Below are 20,365 nucleotides of genomic sequence, written 5' to 3'. Positions count from 1 at the left end.
GAAGACAATGGGTAAGATTATCCAATTAGATGATGCCCTATCAAACAAAATTGCGGCGGGAGAAGTTGTCGAACGCCCTGCCTCTGTTGTGAAAGAGCTAGTGGAAAATGCAATTGATGCCGGCAGTACGGTGATTGAAATTGAGGTGGAGGAAGCGGGGCTCGCCAAAATCCGGATTACCGATAACGGCAATGGAATTGAGGAAGAGGACGTGTTAATCGCCTTCCAACGCCATGCCACTAGTAAAATCAAAAATGAAAATGATTTGTTCCGGATCCGGACACTCGGATTCCGCGGTGAAGCCCTGCCGAGTATTGCTTCAGTTTCCAGGCTTGAAATGAAAACCTCGACTGGAGAAGGCGCCGGAAATCGAGTGTTGATCGAAGGCGGGAAAATAGAAGTATTTGAAAAAGCGTCGGCATGGCGCGGCACGGATATTACGATTACCGATTTATTTTTCAATACGCCTGCCCGGTTAAAATACATGAAGACGATTCATACAGAGCTTGGGAATATTACTGATGTGGTCAACCGGCTGGCCCTCTCGCACCCTGAGGTTGCCTTCCGGCTAATCCATAATGAGCGGAAGCTGCTGCAAACGACCGGAAACGGGGATGTCCGTCAAGTACTGGCAGCGATTTATGGGCTGGCGATTGCGAAGCAGCTTGTCCCGATCAGCGGTCAATCGCTGGACTATAAAATCAGCGGATTCGCCTCGATGCCAGAGGTGACAAGAGCGTCAAGAAATTATATATCAACAATGATTAACGGTCGATTTATCAAAAACTATCCATTAGCGAAAGCGATTCAAGAGGGCTACCATACCTTGCTGCCAATTGGCCGGTTTCCGATTGTTCTCCTGAATATTGAAATGGATCCATTGCTGGTGGATGTTAATGTGCATCCATCAAAAATGGAAGTCCGTATCAGTAAAGAAACAGAACTGGATGAGCTTGTGACGTCAATTATTAAAGATGCCTTTAAATCAAAAATTCTCATTCCGACGGCCTATACGCCTGTGAAAAAAGAAGAAGCGAAGTCGGAGCAAACATCCCTTATTCTTGATGAAGGAACACCGATACCTTCTAATGAGATTCAGAGGGAATGGCCAGTGTTTGCGAACACCGTTCAAGAAACGGTGTCGCCTCAGGCTTCACCATTTGTTAATATTCCAGTGCGAACGCGAATACAAGAGGAAACAACAGATGCTTGGGAATCCCCCCAGCCATTTTCTAGAGCTGATGAGCAGACGTTAGAGTCAAATGAAGCACCGATTGCAGATGATGTCAATCCAACTGACAGCAGGATCCCTCGTCTATATCCAATCGGGCAAATGCACGGGACGTATATTTTTGCCCAAAATGAAAATGGCTTATATATTATCGACCAGCACGCGGCACAGGAACGGCTGAAATATGAATACTTCCGCGAAAAGGTAGGACAGGTCCAATCTGAACTGCAGGATATGCTTGTTCCGATTACCTTTGAATATTCAACAGATGAATCTGTAAAAATAACGGAGAATTTGAGTGAACTGGAAAAGGTAGGAGTGTTCCTTGAGGGGTTCGGCTTAAATAGTTTTATTGTCCGTTCACATCCGCAGTGGTTTCCAAAAGGGGAAGAAAAGCAAATCATAGAGGATATGATTGAACAGCTGTTATCGATGAAGAAGGTCGATATTAAAAAGCTTCGTGAAGAAGCAGCCATTATGATGAGCTGCAAGGCATCGATTAAAGCGAATCGCCATTTGCGAAACGATGAAATCCAAGCGCTGCTGGATGATTTGCGAAAAGCATCGGACCCATTCACCTGTCCGCACGGCAGGCCGATCATCGTTCATTATAGTGTATATGAAATGGAAAAGATGTTTAAGCGGGTTATGTAAATTATTGTGACCGAGAGCTGTGAAAAATCGGTGGAATGTCACAAAAACATGCAACAACAAAGAGGCAGCCTGCCAAGGCTGCCTCTTTGTCATATAATAACTCTTATTTCACTGCAGCTTGCAGTTTACTCATGTATTGAAGTGCCATTCCTGTGCCTACTGCCACGGATTCAAGTGGATTTGAGGCAAGCTGAACGGGAACAACGATTTCATCACTCAGCCATGCTTCCATACCATTCAATAAAGAACCGCCGCCGGTTAAAATCACTCCACGGTCGACAATATCACCGCTGAGTTCAGCAGGGCAGTCTTCGAGTGTGGCTCTAATGGCTTCTAGTATTTGCAGAAGTGCTTCCTTCATGGCATTACGAATTTCGTAAGATGATATGTTAATAGTTTTTGGCAAACCAGTTACAAGGTCACGGCCGCGGACCTCCCTAGTAAGCTCCTCATGGTCAGTTAGCGCATACCCAATTTCCATTTTGATGTTTTCTGCTGTTCGCTCACCAATTAATACATTGTATTCTTTACGAACATATTGAATAATGTCATCATCAAGGCGGTCACCGCCAACCTTGATGGAATGGCAGGCAACGACACCGCCGAAGGAAATAATCGCAACCTCTGTATTGCCACCGCCGATATCGACTACCACATTCGCTACAGGCTCGTCCACGGGCATTCCTGCTCCAATAGCTGCTGCTACTGGTTCCTCGATTAAAGAGATTTTTTTAGCACCGGCGTTTCTTACAGCATCATGAATCGCCCTTCTGTCTACACTCGTTGAGCCGGAAGGAATGCAAACGACCACATTCGGTTTCCTCATCGCAAAGCCTACTTTTTTGGATGCCTTCCGCATCACGTGCCTAAGCATGTCAGTTGTAACATCAAAATCAGCAATGACCCCGTCTTTTAAAGGGCGGATCACCACAATTTTTTCTGGGGTTTTTCCAATCATTTCTTTTGCTTCATGCCCAACGGCTACTACATTTTTTGTTTCTGTATCGATGGCCACTACGGATGGCTCGTTAAGTGCGATTCCTTTACTTTTACTGTACACCAATATATTAGCTGTACCTAAATCAATGCCAATATCAAAAGTTGAAAGCATGTTTTCACCTTATTCCTCATTTTTTATTCAACATACACTACGGATAAGCCTACCATGAATCTGGGGGTGAAAACCTGTTTGTAAATGAACCGTTATGGATTTGTAAACTAACATGAAATATTTCTCATCTTTGTTACAGAAATGGATATACTAAATTCATTCGTCCAAACGCATAGAAAACTATTTTTTTGTATATACTTATTTGATGTTCAACTGCTTTTCAAATTTGTGTTACGATGGAGGGGTGAGGATGGCAACATCATGCCGGCTTCACTGAAAATGGTATAAGGCAGTGTGAAAATATTGGATTCAAAACAAAACCTATTGGTGATCATTGGCCCGACTGCAGTCGGGAAAACAAAATTAAGTATTGAATTGGCTAAACGGTATAATGGTGAAATTATCAGCGGGGATTCGATGCAAATTTATCGTGGGATGGATATCGGAACAGCGAAAATCACGGAGCAAGAGATGGAAGGGATTCCCCACCATTTAATCGATATCAAAGAGCCTTCTGAAAATTTTTCTGTTGCTGAATTTCAACTTCTCGTTAGGGATAGAATAGATGCGATTGCCCAAAAGGGGAAACTTCCCATTATTGCCGGCGGTACCGGGCTGTATATACAGTCTGTCATTTATGATTACCAATTTTCCGATGTTCCGGGAGATGAGCACTTCCGTCAACAGCTTGAGAAAAAGGTAAAGGAAATAGGAAACGATGCGCTTTATCAAGAATTGGTAAAGGTTGATCCTGAAAGTGCGGCACAGATTCATCCGAATAATGTAAGAAGGGTGATTCGCGCGCTTGAAATATTCCATTTGACAGGGAAGACAATGCGGGACTACCAACGTACTCAAAAGCCGGATCTTTTGTACAATACTGCACTGATCGGTTTAACAATGGATCGTGAGATTCTATATAAGCGGATCAATACTCGTGTAGATTTGATGATAAAGGATGGCCTTTTAGCGGAAGTAAGGAATTTATTTAATCAAGGCTTACGTGAGTGTCAATCCATTCAAGCCATTGGCTACAAAGAAATCTATGAATTTTTGGATGGGAAGGTGACATTGGAGGAGGCCATTGAAAATTTAAAACAGAATTCCAGGCGATATGCAAAAAGGCAATTAACTTGGTTTCGCAACAAAATGGAGGTAGAATGGTTTGATATGACAGATGTGAACAATTTCGCAAAAAAAATAGCAGAAATTTCACATTATGTTGAAGGAAAGCTACAAGTAAAATCGAATACATATTAGTAGAGATAATAGAGGAGGATATACAAATGAAAACAACGATTAATATTCAAGACCAATTTTTAAACCAGTGCCGGAAAGATAATACCCATGTAACGGTGTTCCTTCTTAACGGTTTTCAATTACGAGGCCAAATTAAGGGGTTTGATAACTTTACTGTCCTTTTTGAATCAGAGGGGAAACAGCAATTGGTCTATAAACACGCCATTTCAACTTTTGCACCACAAAGAAATGTGCAGCTTGAATTGGATCCCCAATAATATAAGCGATGTAAATGGAGCCCATAAACCATGGGTTCTTTTTTTTTGCTTATAAATCTTTTTTTAATGATTTTCAAGGGTTGTGAATACACATAGAATGAAGGATTATGTCTAACCTAATACACTTCTGAGTAGCCTATCTTGCTACCTTACGTATACTGTCTGCAGAATGAGAGGTGATAGCTTTGGATCAACCATTCAAAATGAAAAGTAATGGTCAAATAAGGGTTGTACTCAATTCGCAAAAAAAGAAAACTGTTACGAAAGAATTACCTGACTTTCAAGTTGCTCCAAAGGACATTCCCCCCGAACACGCTGCTCTTAAGGAAATTGAAGAGGATCTCGGGGCTTTGGTTGGCATGGAAGAAATGAAACGCATGATAAAGGAAATTTATGCTTGGATTTACGTAAACAAGAAGCGTGAGGACATGGGGCTAAAGGCAAGAAAACAAGCGCTTCATATGATGTTTAAAGGAAATCCGGGAACAGGGAAAACAACCGTAGCGAGACTGATTGGAAAGCTATTTCAAAAAATGAGCGTCTTATCAAAAGGCCATCTTATTGAGGCGGAGCGAGCAGACCTTGTCGGCGAGTATATTGGCCATACCGCGCAAAAAACAAGGGACTTGGTAAAAAAAGCGCAAGGCGGAATTTTGTTTATTGATGAAGCCTACTCATTAGGCCGCGGCGGTGAAAAGGATTTTGGCAAGGAAGCGATTGATACTCTTGTGAAGCATATGGAGGATAAGCAGCATGAATTTATCCTAATCCTGGCGGGGTATTCCCGTGAAATGGATCACTTTTTAACGTTAAATCCCGGTCTTCATTCCCGTTTTCCGTTAGTAGTCGATTTTCCCGACTATAATATTGATCAGCTGATGGATATTGCCGGCAGAATGTTAAATGAGCGTGAATACACATTAAGTCATGAGGCTGAAAAGAAACTAAGAGATCATTTAATTTGGGTGAAGGTTGTGCTAAATCCCAATAGTTTTTCAAATGGCAGATATGTCCGCAATGTCATTGAGAAATCAGTCCGGGCACAAGCGATGAGGCTGTTAATGCTAAATAGCTATGACAGGCATGAACTGATGACCCTGAGAAGTAATGATTTAATATTTGAAGAAGATTAAACAAAAATCGGCGGATGATGAGTCCCCCGATTTTTTCAATGTACTCTAAGCCTTCGTGTTGGCAGTTTCCAATCAAAGGTGTAAGAAAGCACCCGTAATCCGGTTACAAGACCGAATAATGTATATAATTCCCAAGGATGGTCGGCAATTTTTAGTCCGATCATAAGGCCGGCAAGGATGGCCCAAACAGCATAGATTTCAGCTCTTAAGACAATTGGTTTTCTTCCGGCTAATAGGTCGCGGATGATTCCGCCGCCGATGCCTGTTAACACGGCTGCAACGATCACAGCACTAAGTGGATGGTTCATTTTCACAGCGTACATGGCACCTTGAATCGCGAAGGCTGACAAGCCAATCGCATCGAATAAGTTCCCCCATTTTTGCCAGTGCCTTAGAAGGTTCTTTGGAAATAAGAAAACGGCTGTGATTGCTAACAAGGCAACTTGAAAAAATAAACCTTGTGCCCATAAGGTAGAGATCGGCACACCAATTAACAGGTTTCGTATGGCCCCGCCGCCAAATGCGGTTACAATCCCTAAGATATATACTCCTAAAATATCATATTCCTCTTCCATGGCCACAATCGCGCCGCTGACAGCAAAGGCGATGGTGCCAATCATACTTAAAACTTCCCATGTCATTTTATCCGATTTCTCCTTGATGTCTATTATAATAAAAACTATGTTCATAGTAAAAAATACTCAAATAACAATAAAATTTTATCACGATACCGGAAAATTACAACAACTATTTTCTTATCTTGCAGTGCAAGGGAAAATTAGAGTATGGATTCATTTTTTGGTATGATGAGTGGTAGAGCTTTTTAAGGAAGGAAGGGTGCTCAGTGGAACAAAAGGAAACGAGAGAGAAAGCAATCCTGGTTGGTTGTCAAACCAACGATAATGATGATCGGCGTTTTCACTATTCGATGGAAGAGTTAGGTTCATTAACGGAAACCGCTCAAGGTGACGTATTGATGTCTGTCGTCCAAAAACGGGACCGGGTACATTCGGCAACCTATATCGGGAAAGGGAAAGTGGAAGAGCTAAATGCGCTTGTCGAGGAGCTTGAGGCGGATTTGGTTATTTTTAATGATGAACTTTCTCCAAGCCAAAAGAGGAATCTTGCTTCCGAGGTGAATGCAAGGATTATTGATCGAACCCAACTTATACTTGATATTTTCGCGCAAAGGGCACGCTCGAAAGAAGGGAAACTTCAAGTGGAACTTGCGCAGCTGCAATACATACTGCCGCGGTTGGCTGGTCAAGGTATCTCTTTATCTCGTCTTGGCGGGGGAATTGGTACAAGGGGTCCAGGGGAAACGAAGTTAGAATCGGACCGCCGCCATATTCGCCGCAGGATCGATGATATTAAAACCCAGCTTTCAGTTGTCGTTCAACACCGCGAACGCTACAGGGAAAGAAGAAAGAAAAACAAAACGTTTCAGGTTGCCATTGTCGGCTACACAAATGCCGGGAAGTCCACCCTTTTTAATCGTTTATCGGAAGCGGAATCATATGAAGAAAATCAATTGTTTGCTACCCTTGATCCGATGACACGCAAATTAATATTACCTAGCGGTTTTTTATCTCTAATTACCGACACGGTTGGCTTTATTCAAGACCTTCCAACGACGCTCATCGCAGCATTTCGCTCAACACTTGAGGAAGTGAAGGAAGCAGACCTGCTTCTTCATGTAGTCGATATGTCGAATCCCGATTATTTTCAACACGAAAAAACAGTCAACAAACTGCTTGATGATTTAGATATAAAAGATATCCCGCAGTTAACGGTTTATAATAAAAAAGATATTAAGCACCAGGACTTCGTTCCAACTGCCAATACACCAACCGTCTTTATCAGTGCCTTCGACGAAAATGACCGCCAGGCATTAAAGGAGAAATTGGAGAAGGCTGTGATGGAAAAAATGGTTCCATATGATGTGAAGGTGCCATCTGCAGAAGGAAAGCTCCTTTCTCAATTAAAAAATGAAACCATCTTAAGAGAGCTTAAATTTGATGAAGAGCAGGAAGTTTATCGCTGTAAAGGGTATACCCTTGAAGATCATCAAATTACAGGACAATTACAGAAATTTAAACTATAGAATGGAGTAACAACATGTTTCAACAGTTAAAAAGTGGGGAAAAGCTTCAGCCGATCGTAAGAATGGTGGAGGATAAAATTGCAGCCGTACATAAAGAAATCGATGAAAAAATTGAAAGCAATCAATTCCGGGTGTTGCGGAGTTTTCAAACCAATCGGGTGAGCGATACTCATTTTATCCCCTCAACAGGTTATGGCTACGATGATAGCGGCCGCGATACATTGGAATTAATTTATGCGGATGTCTTTGGCGGAGAAGCCGGCCTTGTCCGCCCGCAGATTATTTCCGGAACACACGCCATTTCCATTGCCTTGTTTGGTGTTCTCCGGCCAGGCGATGAGCTTCTTTATATCACGGGTAAACCATATGATACCCTTGAAGAAATCGTGGGAATCCGTGGGAACGGGGTTGGTTCATTAAAAGAATTCGGCATTTCTTATGATAGCGTGGCGCTTACAGCTGAAGGCGGAATTGATTGGAAGACAGTAGCAGAAAAAATAAAACCGAATACGAAAATGATCGGAATACAGCGCTCAAAAGGCTATGCCACACGGCCATCGTTTACCGTTGCGGAAATCGGCGAGATGATAAGGTTTGTCAAAGAAATAAAAGAAGATGTTATCGTCTTTGTTGACAATTGTTATGGAGAATTTGTTGAGGAACAAGAGCCTTGTCATGTTGGGGCCGATTTAATGGCAGGTTCACTCATTAAAAATCCTGGCGGCGGGATTGCCAAGACCGGCGGCTACATTGTCGGTAAACAACAATGGGTGGAGGCATGTTCTTATCGAATGACTTCACCGGGAATTGGGCAGAAGCCGGTGCTTCTCTCTACAGTCTGCAGGAAATGTACCAGGGATTCTTTCTGGCGCCGCATGTGGTAGGCCAAGCGTTAAAAGGCGCTGTATTTACTGCAGCGATGCTGGAAGAATTGGGCATGAATTCATCGCCGCGATGGGATGCCAAGCGGACGGATTTAATTCAATCGGTCCAATTCGATGACCGTGATAAAATGGTCGCTTTTTGCCAAGCCATCCAATTTGCTTCACCGATCAATTCCTACGTGACGCCATACCCAAGCTATATGCCGGGCTATGAAGACGATGTCATAATGGCGGCAGGCACATTTATTCAAGGTGCCAGCATTGAATTAACGGCGGATGGCCCCATCAGACCGCCCTATGTCGCCTATGTACAAGGCGGCCTCACCTATGCCCATGTAAAAATGGCAGTTTGCCTTGCCATTGACCATTTAGCGGAGAAAGGGTTAATCGAACTAAATTAGGGTTAATTCGTTTACTTTGGACAGCTTTAATAAGTTGTCTTTTTTTTGTTACGCACTACTCTGAAGGGGCATTGCATTTGGATTCGCTCAATGAATGGAAAAATTCGCCCATTGAACCTTCAAATTCGCTCGTTGAACTCAATGAAGGACTTTTCGCGTCCTGATTTCTAATAAAAAGTCCTTCATCAAGAAAGTGAAGGACTATTTGCCTGTTTTTCCGGTGAAAAGGGCACCTACGAGATTCTGGACGGGCAAATTATCTAGGATAATTATCGTCCATAACACCCAATTACATAATAAATTAACAAAAATTCACAAAAAACCACTAATAAAAAACCATGTTAGAAAACCTAACATAGGATTGACATCTTTTTTAACACAAAATATAATACAAATATGATTTAACTAAAGGAGGAGAAATTTGGTGAGTGGAAAGGAAATTCGTCGTTCCATGCCACTGTTTCCCATCGGAACCGTCATGCAGCTAACAGAATTAACAGCAAGGCAAATCCGCTACTATGAAGAACACCAATTGATTTCTCCAGCACGAACCGATGGAAACAGGCGACTATTTAGTTTAATTGATATTGATAGACTTTTAGAAATTAAAGATTTAATTGACCAAGGTGTTAATATGGCTGGAATCAAACAGCTCTTCTTGGTCAAAGAACAACAGGCAACCGTTTTAGAACAGCAAGTGGAAAAAGCAAAGCCTGATATTTCAGATGATCAGCTTAGAAAACTGCTTAGAAACGAATTGTTGCACTCGGGCAGATTAAATCGGTCATCCCTAAGACAAGGCGATATCTCACGTTTTTTTCATTAAGAAATTAAAGGTTTTCAAAATCGGGAGGGTTTTTCAAATGGCAAAGTATACGAGGGAAGACATTAAACGACTGGCATCAGAAGAAAACGTAAAATTTATTCGTTTACAGTTTACTGATATTCTTGGCACGATTAAAAATGTTGAGATTCCAATTAGCCAATTAGAGAAGGCATTGGATAACAAAATGATGTTCGATGGTTCCTCAATTGAAGGATTTGTTCGAATTGAAGAATCTGATATGTATTTGTTCCCGGATTTAGATACATGGGTAGTCTTCCCGTGGACAGCTGAAAAAGGGAAAGTAGCCCGCCTTATTTGTGATATTCATAATTCTGATGGTACTCCGTTTGGCGGTGATCCTCGTAATAACTTAAAGCGTGTTTTAAAAGAAATGAACGAACTCGGCTTTACAGATTTTAATCTAGGACCTGAACCGGAATTTTTCTTATTTAAATTAGATGAAAAAGGACAGCCAACATTAGAGTTGAATGACCATGGCGGATATTTTGATTTTGCGCCAACAGATCTTGGTGAAAACTGCCGCCGTGATATTGTACTTGAATTGGAAGAAATGGGCTTTGAAATCGAAGCTTCCCATCATGAAGTAGCGCCGGGTCAACATGAAATTGACTTTAAATATGCGGATGCATTAACAGCGTGTGACCAAATTCAAACCTTTAAGCTTGTGGTGAAAACCATTGCTCGTAAACATGGCTTGCATGCTACATTTATGCCAAAACCATTATTCGGTGTCAATGGATCTGGAATGCACATGAACTTGTCTTTATTTACGAATGGTAAGAATGCCTTCTTCGACCCAACTGGTGACTTACAAATGAGTGACAATGCCCGTCACTTCATCGCTGGCATTCTAAAGCATGCACCAAGCTTTACAGCAGTAACCAACCCGACAGTTAACTCTTATAAGCGTCTAGTACCGGGATATGAGGCACCATGTTATGTGGCATGGTCTGCGCAAAACCGTTCACCATTAGTTCGTATTCCGGCATCACGCGGTTTAAGCACACGTGTTGAAGTGCGCAGCGTGGACCCTGCAGCTAATCCATACTTAGCAATGGCCGTGCTATTAAAAGCAGGATTAGAAGGAATTAAAAATAAACTAACACCTCCAGAACCAGTTGACCGAAACATTTATGTGATGAGCAAAGAAGAAAGAATAGAAGAGGGAATCAATGACCTTCCACCAACATTAGCGGAAGCCTTAGAGCTATTAAAGGCAGATGAAATCATTGTTTCCGGTCTTGGGGAACACATCTTCGAACACTTTGTTGAGGCAAAGGAAATTGAATGGGATATGTTCAGAACGGTTGTACATCAGTGGGAACGCGACCAATATATGAGCATGTACTAGAAATCCTCAGAAAAAAGGAAACACCCAGTATCGAAATACTGGGTGTTTTCCTTTTATTTTTCGTCGTTGTTCTCCTGCAGCAATTTGAATTTGGAAAGGACAGCCTCACTACTGATTCCGGCAATAATAGAAAAAATTGTAATTTCAACCAATGAATTTGGAGATGTATAAAGGACGAGGAGAAGGGAAGCAATCGCGCCTAGAAGCAATTCTTCTAGAAAACCGAGATAAATGAACCTTTTTGTTTTCCGTGGCATGACAATTTTTCCATACTTTCGAACATGTCCAATAATCCCTACCGACCCACCAATCACTAACGAGAAAATAATGTCCATTAACACTGTTTCTCACACTCCTTAAGCCTATTATTTTTTGGACCTAAGGTAAATCATGGTGTACTACCATTATATTAAATATTTCCAACATGAGAATGAGTAAAAATACTGAATTTTCCATATATTTATATAAGTTATGTAGCTAAAATGAAAATTTTCCCAATAAAAATGCACAGAAAAAGAGCCGGCATTACTGCCGGCTCTTTTCATTTTAATGAATATGACGATAAACACCAATTACTTTTCCTAGAATAGAGACATTCCTTAATATAATAGGATCCATGGTAGAATTTTCAGGCTGCAGGCGAATGTAATCCTTTTCCTTGAAGAATCTCTTACATGTTGCCTCGTCTTCTTCCGTCATAGCTACTACTATATCACCGTTATTAGCAGTTTGCTGCTGCTTAACAATGACATAGTCCCCGTCAAGAATCCCGGCTTCTATCATACTTTCACCCATGATTTCCAGCATGAAAACCTGTTCATCGGATGGTGCAAGACTTTCCGGCAGTGGAAAGTACTCTTCCACATTTTCAATCGCAGTGATCGGAATACCTGCTGTAACTTTCCCAACTATTGGAACATTTACTACTTTGTTTCTTGGGATATTTGCTGCCTCATCTGCTTCTAATATTTCAATTGCTCTTGGTTTGGTAGGATCGCGTCTGATAAGACCCTTACTTTCTAATCTTGCTAAATGTCCGTGAACCGTAGAGCTGGATGCAAGTCCAACCGCTTCGCCAATTTCCCGTACAGAAGGGGGGTATCCTTTACTTCTAACCTCATCTTTTATGAAATCCAGGATATCCTGCTGCCGTTGTGATATTTTTACCATGATAAAATGCACCTCACCTGGTTAATGTTGTCTTTATTATAGCATGTTCCCTATTTTTATACAAACATAAGTTCGAAAAAGTAGTTGACAACAAACAAACGTTCGGATTATAATAAAAACAAATAAAAGGGAACGTACATTCCTATTAGAGGTGCGAACACATGAAAAAATTATGGAACCAATACTCTTATGCTATTACTCTTATTATCTTGAGCTGCTCCTTAGCTTTCATATTATCATTTCAGCACCATCCGAAGAACCAGGATGACTATGTTAAAGTAACCATTTCTGAAGGAGATACGCTCTGGGAGATTTCCAGCCAATATACTGGACAGCATTCATTATCTCCAGATGAGTTTGTAAGCTGGGTCAAGAAGCATAATGAAAACATCAGTGATCAAATATTCCCCGGCGAAGAAATCATTATTCCCGTTAGTAAGAAGAGATCTTCTTCTACAACAGAACTTGCAAGTGCCCCACAAGAATAGAAAGGATGTTCTTTCGTGAAAGCAATCATATACTGCCGTGTCAGCACGAATAAAGAAACACAGGAAACATCACTAAATCGTCAGGAAGAGGAGCTAATCCAGCTGGCGAAACAGTGTCAATTTGAAGTAATGGCCATTATTAAAGAACAAGCGAGCGGTTATGATTTTGAAAGAGAAGGAATACTAGATGTATTAGAACGAATTAAAGATTCACAAATACAGGCTTTATTAATCCAGGACGAAACACGGCTTGGTCGAGGAAACGCGAAGATTGCCCTCCTGCATTGCATTTTAAAAGAAGGTGTTAAGCTGTATAGTATTTCCCATAATGGTGAATTGGAGCTGTCAGAATCAGATTCAATGGTATTGAAAATTGTCAGTATGGTGGAAGAGTATCAGCGGAAGCTTCATAATGTCAAAATAAAACGAGGCATGAAGCGGGCAGTACAGCAAGGTTATAAACCAGAGAAAAATTTAAAAAACCTTGGCAAAGCGTCAGGCAGAGAGAAAATTGAAGTTCCGGTTGAACAAATTGTAAAATTACGCAATAATGATTTAACTTTTGCGGAAATTGCTGCCATGCTCAGGGGCTTTGGTTACAACATTTCGAAAGCGACCGTACATAGAAGATACCAGGAATATATCGATTCATTGGAAGAGTAGACCTTTTGCCTTGTCAGAAGGTCTTTTATTTAGTAAAATCAGATATCTTAATTAGTTTGAAAGGAAGGTTCTTGAATGCTGTCAAAAGAAAAAATGGCTAGAATTAATGAACTGGCAAGAAAAGCAAAAGCAGCTGGACTAACAGAAATTGAGGCGAAAGAACAATCGAAATTACGCAGTGAATATTTGGCAACTTTCCGTTCCAATATGCTTGATACATTAACGAATACAAAGTTTATCGATCCGGAAGGCAAAGATGTGACCCCCGAAAAACTAAAAGCAAGGAAGAAGAATAAACTTCACTAAAAGTAAGGAATACATTTTTGGTATTCCTTTTTACATACAGAAATCAAATAAGTGACAAAATAAGAAATAATCAAGACTTTTATGTTTTATTTATGTTTATTGGTTGAATTAATAGCAAGAGCAATATAATATTAATGATGTATTTCGTATTAGTTATAATGAAAGGATGTAATTCATGTTTAATACTATTGATGATTTATCCGTTACTTCTATACGCACGCTCGCAATTGATGCAATTGAAAAGGCAAATTCGGGACATCCTGGGATGCCAATGGGTGCTGCACCAATGACTTATGCATTATGGACCCAGATTATGAACCATAACCCAAAGAATCCTCATTGGTTTAACCGTGATCGCTTTGTCTTATCAGCAGGACATGGTTCAGCGCTATTATATAGCATGCTTCATTTATCGGGTTACAATTTATCAATGGATGACCTGAAACAATTCCGTCAATGGGGAAGTAAAACTCCTGGTCACCCTGAGTATGGCCATACTGAAGGTGTAGAGGCTACAACAGGACCACTTGGTCAGGGTATTGCAATGGCAGTGGGAATGGCGATGGCAGAACGCCATGTCGCAAGCGTTTATAATAAAGACAATTATGAACTTGTGAACCATTTTACATACAGCATTTGCGGTGACGGAGACTTAATGGAAGGTGTATCTGCAGAAGCAGCTTCGCTTGCGGGACATTTAAAATTAGGCCGTCTTGTCGTCCTTTATGATTCAAATGATATCTCCCTTGATGGAGACTTAAATAAATCTTTCTCTGAAAGTGTGAAAGAACGTTTCCAAGCATATGGCTGGCAATATCTTCGCGTAGAAGATGGCAATAATCTTGAGGAAATCACAAAAGCACTAGAAGAAGCAAAAAGTGATTTAGATCGTCCTACGATGATTGAAGTTAGAACAGTAATCGGTTATGGCTCGCCAAATCGTGCCGGAACATCAGGTGTTCACGGTTCACCACTTGGTGCAGATGAGTTGAAATTGACAAAAGAAGCCTATAAATGGACATTCGAAGAAGATTTCCATGTTCCGCAGGAAGTATATGACAACTTCCAAAAGCTCATCGTTGAAAATGGTGAGAAGAAGGAAAAAGAATGGAATGATCTTTTCGCTCAATATAAAAATGAATACCCTGCACTAGCAGCACAGCTAGAGCAAGCGTTAAGTAATGAACTTCCAGAAGGCTGGGATAAAGATGTACCTGTATATCCTGAAGGAAAAAGCCTTGCAAGCCGTGCATCATCTGGTGAAGTATTAAATAGTATTGCGCAAAATCTTCCAACTTTTATCGGTGGATCGGCTGACCTTGCAGGTTCAAATAAAACCATGATTAAAGGTTCAAAAGACTATATGCCAGGTGCCTACGAAGGCCGTAACTTCTGGTTTGGTGTCCGTGAATTTGCAATGGGCGCTGCGATGAACGGAATTGCCCTTCATGGCGGGGTAAAAGTATTTGGCGGAACCTTCTTTGTATTCTCTGACTATCTGCGTCCTGCGATTCGCTTAGCTGCGTTAATGGGATTACCTGTTACGTATGTATTTACCCATGACAGTATTGCTGTTGGGGAAGATGGTCCAACACACGAACCAATCGAACAACTTGCAGCATTACGCGCTATGCCAGGATTATCTATTATTCGTCCAGCAGATGGCAACGAAACAGCTGCTGCTTGGAAGCTTGCAGTTGAGTCAACAAACAAGCCAACTGCACTCGTATTGACCCGTCAAGATTTACCGACATTAAAAGGAACCGATACAAGTGCATATGAAGGAGTTTCAAAAGGTGCATATGTTGTTTCTCCTGCAGAAAAAGAAACTCCAGATGCATTGCTTCTAGCGACTGGCTCAGAAGTGAGTCTTGCTGTTGAAGCCCAAACTGCCCTTGCTGGCGAAGGTATTCACGTTTCTGTCGTGAGCATGCCTTCATGGGATCGCTTTGAGCAGCAATCTCAAGACTATAAAAATTCTGTACTGCCTAAGAATGTTAAAAAACGTCTTGGAATTGAAGTCGGAGCATCATTCGGCTGGCACAAGTATACCGGTGACGAAGGCGATGTATTGGCCATTGATAAATTCGGAGCCTCAGCACCTGGTGAAAAAATTATGGAAGAATACGGCTTTACTGTTAGCAATGTAGTTGCACGTGTCAAAGCCCTATTACAAAAATAATATAATGAATTAGGAGAGAACGGAAAAATTCCGTTCTCTCTTTTTGTGCAAAAATAAGTGGCCGGATTGGAAGAGGTACCCCCAAAGAATCAAAATAATTTTCAGAATTATCTAAAAGGTATATAAAACGGAGACATTTACATATATAATAGAGGCAAATTTTTTACTTTGTCGGGGTGAGATTTCGGTGAATTTTTTTACTAAAGATCAAATAGAGGAAAAGTTCCAAGAGTGTCCTGATTGCCATGCGAAGATTCCTTATCTTAACGGGTATATTACCTGGTGTGAATGTGGTTATAATATGCATCCACAAAAAGAAGAAAAGAAGAAATCGAGAATTGATCGTCTATATGAGCATTTAGGAGAAAAAAATGGGCAATTGGTTTTTAATAAAATGATGAACAGTTCATATGTTAAGCCGAAAATTTCCTTTTTTAATGGTCTTGCATTATTAATAGCAACAATTGTCCATTGCATCAGTTTAGGTTCCATTTTACTTGGAATATATCTATTAATTTTTCATTTTAGCCATTTCATCTACTTGTTTTTTGGAGTTGTTTTGCTGGGTATTGCCTGGTTTACACGCCCGAGAATTGGTAAATTGGAGGATGATGAACGGATCATACCAATTGAGGATATCCCTGCAACCTATGAGGTAATTAATGACCTAGCAACAAGTATGGGTGTAAAAAAGATTGATGGGATCGTTATGAATGAACAATATAATGCTTCTATTACAAGAATTGGCTGGAGGAGAAAAACCATTGTTAAAATTGGTGTCCCTTATTTCGCTTCACTGACACCACAAGAACAATGTTCCGTCATGGCGCACGAGTTAGGTCATTATTTAAATAAAGACTTAACATATGGTTTTTATTATAATACAGCGTTAAGCACCTTATATGAGTGGTACACCCTTTTAGACCCAGTCCCGGCGGAACAATCTTTTGAGTATAGTTTGTTAGATATGGTGACGAATTTTTTTATGAAAATACTATCCCAAATTCCGTATTTCTTCTATTGGTTATTGATGCATCTTGTCTGGAACGATTCGCAAGTAGGGGAGTATTTAGCTGATTACCGAGCTGCTCAAACATGCGGCAGTGAGAATGTTGTGAAGGACTTAGAAAAAATACATTATGCCGACATTTATTATCATTGTGTATCAAAGGTTTCATTAATAAATGGGCAATCGAATGTAATTGATGAATTCAGAAAAGCCCTTTTCTTAATGCCGGATCGGGAGAAAAAAAGATATAAATTACGGTGTGAGCAGGAGAAATTCCAACTTGATGCAACACACCCGCCCACAGCATATCGAATTCAATTCATTAAGAAACAAAATATCGTAGGAAGTTTTACCGTCAATCCGGATATAGCAAAAAGAATGTCAGCAGAACTTGATGCAAGGAAGGAAAAAATCCACGAGATGGCAGTAGAAGACTATCGGTATTATTGGTTAAACTAGTTTTACTTTTTACAATAGTGTGAACAATGTTTCATTTGAAAGGAATTTTCGCTTATTCTAACGAATTCATTAGTGATTTGGTTGGAAACCTGTTAATCGACAAAAATAGTGAAAGTTTTTGCCGCCGAAAGACAAAAGTTTTGCTTGTGTTTTTTTATAATAGGTAAAAGGGTTTCAACGAAGGAGAGAACAGTGGTGAGAAAATATCAGCTATATTTAATAGAAGATGAATTTGCCGCCCATTACTTCGGAAGAGAGCGATTATTTTTTCAGCTTTTTCGGGAACATCAAACAGCTGCCGGCGAGCTAAAATTTATAACACAAAAACAAATTTCTTATATAACGAAAAGGGTAGAGGTTTTAAAAATCCATCAGTTAATTCAAAAACAGCTTGGGAAAATTAAGGGATTCAGAGCGGATCATGGTGCATATACGATTAGTTTAAGCGGAAAGCTAAGTACGGCTAGGTTAGAGGTATTCCAAGACGTAATTACAGTAGAGGCAGAGGGCAGCTATGAAGCAGAGACGGCTTTTTTTGAAGTGCTTCGAAAATGCGAATCATCCTTTTTAGCACTGGACCTTGAACACGAGCGCTATGGCTGGTTAAAACCGATTAAAGAAAGAAAATATATCTAAATAAAACGAGATATTGTCTTATTTCGTTTTATTTAGTACACTGTATGATAGACAACATGAAGGAGGAAGTTGAATGGGTACTACTGGTCTTGTGATTCTAGTTGGTATACTGGCATTAGCAGCTGGTGTAGCGCTAGGATTTTTCATTGCTCGTAAATATATGATGAGCTACTTAAAGAAAAATCCACCAATCAATGAACAAATGTTAAAAATGATGATGATGCAAATGGGTATGAAGCCTTCACAAAAGAAGATCAACCAAATGATGTCAGCCATGAACAAGCAGCAATCTAAATAAAACGGACAAGCACTCATGTATATGGGTGCTTTTTTCATATGCCAAAAGTCGGACTTTCTTAATCTTTATTATTTTAGCAATATTTGATAAAATATAACTTCGGTAACCTAAGTAATTTTTTGGTAAACGGATGAAGGGAAACTATTTCTGTGTGTTTTTGGGGGGTTTTTATGAAGGTTTTTTTAGAATTAGGCTGGTTTTTTAAACAGGAGAAAAAAGCGTACATATCAGGGGTTCTTATTTTATTGCTTGTTGCACTTTTACAATTAGTTCCTCCAAAAGTAATCGGGATCATTGCTGACCATATTAACAATGGCACGGTTACAAAAGGGATGCTGATCGAATGGGTATTGGTCCTGATTGCTGTTGGACTGGCGATGTATGGACTCCGATATTATTGGAGAATTATGATTTTTGGTTCAGCCGTTAAGCTGAGCAGGATTTTAAGAAATCGTTTGTACCACCATTTTACGAAAATGTCCCCTTCGTTTTATCAGAAAAGCAGGATTGGCGATTTAATGGCCCATGCGACGAATGACCTGTCCGCCATCCAGCAAACAGCAGGAGCAGGGGTTTTAACACTTGTGGATTCCCTATCAACCGGTGGATTTGTCATCCTCGCCATGGCCTTCACCATCAGCTGGAAGTTAACCCTGATTTGTTTGATCCCGATGCCGTTCATGGCATTGCTGACCAACTGGTTTGGATCCATGCTGCATAAAAGCTTTTACAAGGCCCAAGAGGCATTCTCTTCATTAAATGATAAAACTCAAGAAAGCATTACAGGGATAAAAGTCATTAAGACGTTTGGACAGGAGCAAGAAGATATTGAAGATTTCCGCAAGCAGTCAGAGGATGTCGTCCAAAAGAATATTGTCGTAGCGAAAATAGATTCCCTCTATGACCCTACCATTTCGATCATCACCGGTATTTCCTTTTTCCTATCGATTGCCTTTGGGGCAAAATATGTCCACAATGGTGAGTTAACAATCGGTGAATTAATCTCTTTTACAACCTATTTAGGCTTATTGATTTGGCCCATGCTGGCGTTTGGCTGGCTGTTTAACATTGTCGAACGAGGGCGTGCATCCTATGACCGTGTGGCCAAATTGCTTAAAGAAAAGGTAGAAATAATGGATGATGAACAAGCCTTAGATGTTGTGCCGTGTGGGGATATCCACTATAGGATTGCTGAATTTACCTATCCGGGTGAAACAAGGCCGATTTTAACTGATATTTCGTTTCCGCTTGTCCAAGGTGAAACTCTCGGCATCGTCGGCAAAACGGGTTCAGGAAAAACAACACTGTTGAAGCTGCTGATTCGGGAATTCGAGGGGTATCAAGGAGATATTCTGTTTGGGGGAAAACACTCCAAGACTATAAACTGGAAAAGTTACGGAAGGCGATTGGTTATGTCCCGCAAGATCATTTCCTCTTCTCGGCGACGGTCGCTGAAAATATTGCCTTTACAGACCCAACAGCTTCGATGAAGGAAATTGAAACTGCTGCAAAATTAGCCTATATCCACGATGATATACTTCAATTTACCGATGGATATGAAACAGTTGTAGGGGAACGGGGAGTGTCCTTATCAGGAGGACAAAAACAACGAATTTCGATTGCGCGGGCCCTGCTAATGAACCCGGAAGTGCTCGTTCTTGATGACTCCTTGTCTGCGGTCGACGCGAAAACGGAGGATGCAATCCTTTCATCCTTAAGACAAAATCGCGAAGGTAAGACAACCATCATCACCTCACACCGATTAAGTGCCATTCAGCACGCCAATCTCATTCTCGTCTTAGAAGATGGAAAGGTCATCGAGAGAGGCACGCATGAGGAACTGATGGAATTAAACGGATGGTATAAGGAAATGTATGTACACCAGCAGTTAGAAGAGCTGGTCGAGCATGGAGGGCGTTAA

General features: G+C 40.7%; 18 protein-coding genes and 2 pseudogenes. 16 read left to right on the top strand and 4 right to left on the bottom strand.

All coding sequences use genetic code 11. From position 1 onward, the window contains the following. Nucleotides 1–7: 7 nt before the first annotated feature. Complete coding sequence (gene mutL / locus ACO1D1_RS08615) at nt 8–1,885, top strand: DNA mismatch repair endonuclease MutL (RefSeq protein ID WP_423335613.1); 1,878 nt, start codon at nt 8–10, stop codon at nt 1,883–1,885. Nucleotides 1,886–1,988: 103 nt separating this feature from the next. On the opposite strand, the gene mreBH is transcribed toward mutL, so the two are convergent. After that, the gene (gene mreBH / locus ACO1D1_RS08610; RefSeq protein WP_423335612.1) at nt 1,989–2,996 is read right to left on the bottom strand and encodes a rod-share determining protein MreBH; all 1,008 of its coding nucleotides are present in this window, start codon (nt 2,994–2,996) and stop codon (nt 1,989–1,991) included. Between the two features lie 303 nt (nt 2,997–3,299). On the opposite strand from mreBH, the gene miaA reads away from it, so the two are divergent. From miaA to spoVK, 3 genes are all read left to right on the top strand, one after another. Further along, nucleotides 3,300–4,256 (top strand): tRNA (adenosine(37)-N6)-dimethylallyltransferase MiaA, encoded by a 957-nt coding sequence (miaA, locus tag ACO1D1_RS08605; RefSeq protein ID WP_423335611.1) that lies wholly within the window; start codon nt 3,300–3,302, stop codon nt 4,254–4,256. 26 nt (nt 4,257–4,282) lie between these two features. Further along, nucleotides 4,283–4,513, top strand: coding sequence for an RNA chaperone Hfq (hfq, locus tag ACO1D1_RS08600; protein ID WP_149869664.1), 231 nt, complete (start codon nt 4,283–4,285; stop codon nt 4,511–4,513). A gap of 185 nt (nt 4,514–4,698) precedes the next feature. After that, nucleotides 4,699–5,646, top strand: coding sequence for a stage V sporulation protein K (gene spoVK / locus ACO1D1_RS08595; RefSeq protein WP_423335610.1), 948 nt, complete (start codon nt 4,699–4,701; stop codon nt 5,644–5,646). A 35-nt stretch (nt 5,647–5,681) separates the two neighbouring features. Here spoVK and ACO1D1_RS08590 read toward each other — a convergent pair whose 3' ends face one another. Then, entirely contained in the window at nt 5,682–6,287 is a 606-nt protein-coding gene (locus ACO1D1_RS08590; protein WP_423335609.1) for a trimeric intracellular cation channel family protein, read from the bottom strand. Between the two features lie 203 nt (nt 6,288–6,490). On the opposite strand from ACO1D1_RS08590, the gene hflX reads away from it, so the two are divergent. The 4 genes and pseudogenes from hflX (at nt 6,491) to glnA (ending at nt 11,233) form a co-directional block, all read left to right on the top strand. Next, the gene (gene hflX, locus ACO1D1_RS08585; RefSeq protein WP_423335608.1) at nt 6,491–7,750 is read left to right on the top strand and encodes a GTPase HflX; all 1,260 of its coding nucleotides are present in this window, start codon (nt 6,491–6,493) and stop codon (nt 7,748–7,750) included. A 14-nt stretch (nt 7,751–7,764) separates the two neighbouring features. Further along, nucleotides 7,765–9,035, top strand: a pseudogene (locus ACO1D1_RS08580) (aminotransferase class I/II-fold pyridoxal phosphate-dependent enzyme). A 424-nt stretch (nt 9,036–9,459) separates the two neighbouring features. After that, nucleotides 9,460–9,861 carry a MerR family transcriptional regulator gene (locus ACO1D1_RS08575; RefSeq protein ID WP_149869669.1) on the top strand — a complete coding sequence of 134 codons (402 nt, stop codon included), beginning with the start codon at nt 9,460–9,462 and terminating at the stop codon, nt 9,859–9,861. Nucleotides 9,862–9,898: 37 nt separating this feature from the next. Further along, entirely contained in the window at nt 9,899–11,233 is a 1,335-nt protein-coding gene (glnA, locus tag ACO1D1_RS08570) for a type I glutamate--ammonia ligase (RefSeq protein WP_423335607.1), read from the top strand. 53 nt (nt 11,234–11,286) lie between these two features. On the opposite strand, the gene ACO1D1_RS08565 is transcribed toward glnA, so the two are convergent. Both ACO1D1_RS08565 and lexA read right to left on the bottom strand, forming a co-directional pair. Further along, entirely contained in the window at nt 11,287–11,568 is a 282-nt protein-coding gene (locus ACO1D1_RS08565) for a DUF4257 domain-containing protein (protein WP_423335657.1), read from the bottom strand. A 211-nt stretch (nt 11,569–11,779) separates the two neighbouring features. After that, nucleotides 11,780–12,403 carry a transcriptional repressor LexA gene (gene lexA / locus ACO1D1_RS08560; RefSeq protein ID WP_149869672.1) on the bottom strand — a complete coding sequence of 208 codons (624 nt, stop codon included), beginning with the start codon at nt 12,401–12,403 and terminating at the stop codon, nt 11,780–11,782. A 161-nt stretch (nt 12,404–12,564) separates the two neighbouring features. Here lexA and yneA point away from each other — a divergent pair, with 161 nt between their 5' ends. The 8 genes and pseudogenes from yneA to ACO1D1_RS08520 all read left to right on the top strand — a co-directional run bounded on the left by yneA (nt 12,565) and on the right by ACO1D1_RS08520 (nt 20,365). After that, on the top strand, nt 12,565–12,891 hold the full coding sequence (gene yneA / locus ACO1D1_RS08555; RefSeq protein WP_423335606.1) for a cell division suppressor protein YneA: 327 nt from the start codon (nt 12,565–12,567) through the stop codon (nt 12,889–12,891). Nucleotides 12,892–12,906: 15 nt separating this feature from the next. Then, nucleotides 12,907–13,554 (top strand): YneB family resolvase-like protein, encoded by a 648-nt coding sequence (locus ACO1D1_RS08550; protein WP_423335605.1) that lies wholly within the window; start codon nt 12,907–12,909, stop codon nt 13,552–13,554. Between the two features lie 75 nt (nt 13,555–13,629). After that, entirely contained in the window at nt 13,630–13,860 is a 231-nt protein-coding gene (locus ACO1D1_RS08545; RefSeq protein WP_149869675.1) for a DUF896 domain-containing protein, read from the top strand. A 175-nt stretch (nt 13,861–14,035) separates the two neighbouring features. Further along, nucleotides 14,036–16,042, top strand: coding sequence for a transketolase (gene tkt / locus ACO1D1_RS08540; protein ID WP_423335604.1), 2,007 nt, complete (start codon nt 14,036–14,038; stop codon nt 16,040–16,042). A gap of 187 nt (nt 16,043–16,229) precedes the next feature. Beyond that, entirely contained in the window at nt 16,230–17,510 is a 1,281-nt protein-coding gene (locus ACO1D1_RS08535; protein ID WP_423335603.1) for a M48 family metallopeptidase, read from the top strand. 195 nt (nt 17,511–17,705) lie between these two features. Beyond that, nucleotides 17,706–18,146 carry a sporulation inhibitor of replication protein SirA gene (sirA, locus tag ACO1D1_RS08530; protein WP_423335602.1) on the top strand — a complete coding sequence of 147 codons (441 nt, stop codon included), beginning with the start codon at nt 17,706–17,708 and terminating at the stop codon, nt 18,144–18,146. 73 nt (nt 18,147–18,219) lie between these two features. Next, the gene (locus ACO1D1_RS08525; protein ID WP_149869678.1) at nt 18,220–18,444 is read left to right on the top strand and encodes a YneF family protein; all 225 of its coding nucleotides are present in this window, start codon (nt 18,220–18,222) and stop codon (nt 18,442–18,444) included. A gap of 170 nt (nt 18,445–18,614) precedes the next feature. After that, nucleotides 18,615–20,365: pseudogene (locus ACO1D1_RS08520) on the top strand (ABC transporter transmembrane domain-containing protein).

Source organism: Neobacillus sp. 19 (assembly GCF_049463095.1).
In the GTDB taxonomy this organism is placed as follows: Bacteria; Bacillota; Bacilli; order Bacillales; family Cytobacillaceae; genus Neobacillus.
The sequence above is the reverse complement of the archived record's forward strand: the minus strand, read 5'-3'. Positions and strand labels throughout refer to the sequence as shown.

Coding starts and splice junctions, on each gene's coding strand:
- mutL (WP_423335613.1), top strand. CDS start 8: ATGGGTAAGATTATCCAATTAGATGATGCCCTATCAAACAAAATTGCG.
- mreBH (WP_423335612.1), bottom strand. CDS start 2,996: ATGCTTTCAACTTTTGATATTGGCATTGATTTAGGTACAGCTAATATA.
- hfq (WP_149869664.1), top strand. CDS start 4,283: ATGAAAACAACGATTAATATTCAAGACCAATTTTTAAACCAGTGCCGG.
- ACO1D1_RS08590 (WP_423335609.1), bottom strand. CDS start 6,287: ATGACATGGGAAGTTTTAAGTATGATTGGCACCATCGCCTTTGCTGTC.
- glnA (WP_423335607.1), top strand. CDS start 9,899: ATGGCAAAGTATACGAGGGAAGACATTAAACGACTGGCATCAGAAGAA.
- ACO1D1_RS08565 (WP_423335657.1), bottom strand. CDS start 11,568: ATGGACATTATTTTCTCGTTAGTGATTGGTGGGTCGGTAGGGATTATT.
- lexA (WP_149869672.1), bottom strand. CDS start 12,403: ATGGTAAAAATATCACAACGGCAGCAGGATATCCTGGATTTCATAAAA.
- yneA (WP_423335606.1), top strand. CDS start 12,565: ATGAAAAAATTATGGAACCAATACTCTTATGCTATTACTCTTATTATC.
- ACO1D1_RS08545 (WP_149869675.1), top strand. CDS start 13,630: ATGCTGTCAAAAGAAAAAATGGCTAGAATTAATGAACTGGCAAGAAAA.
- tkt (WP_423335604.1), top strand. CDS start 14,036: ATGTTTAATACTATTGATGATTTATCCGTTACTTCTATACGCACGCTC.
- ACO1D1_RS08525 (WP_149869678.1), top strand. CDS start 18,220: ATGGGTACTACTGGTCTTGTGATTCTAGTTGGTATACTGGCATTAGCA.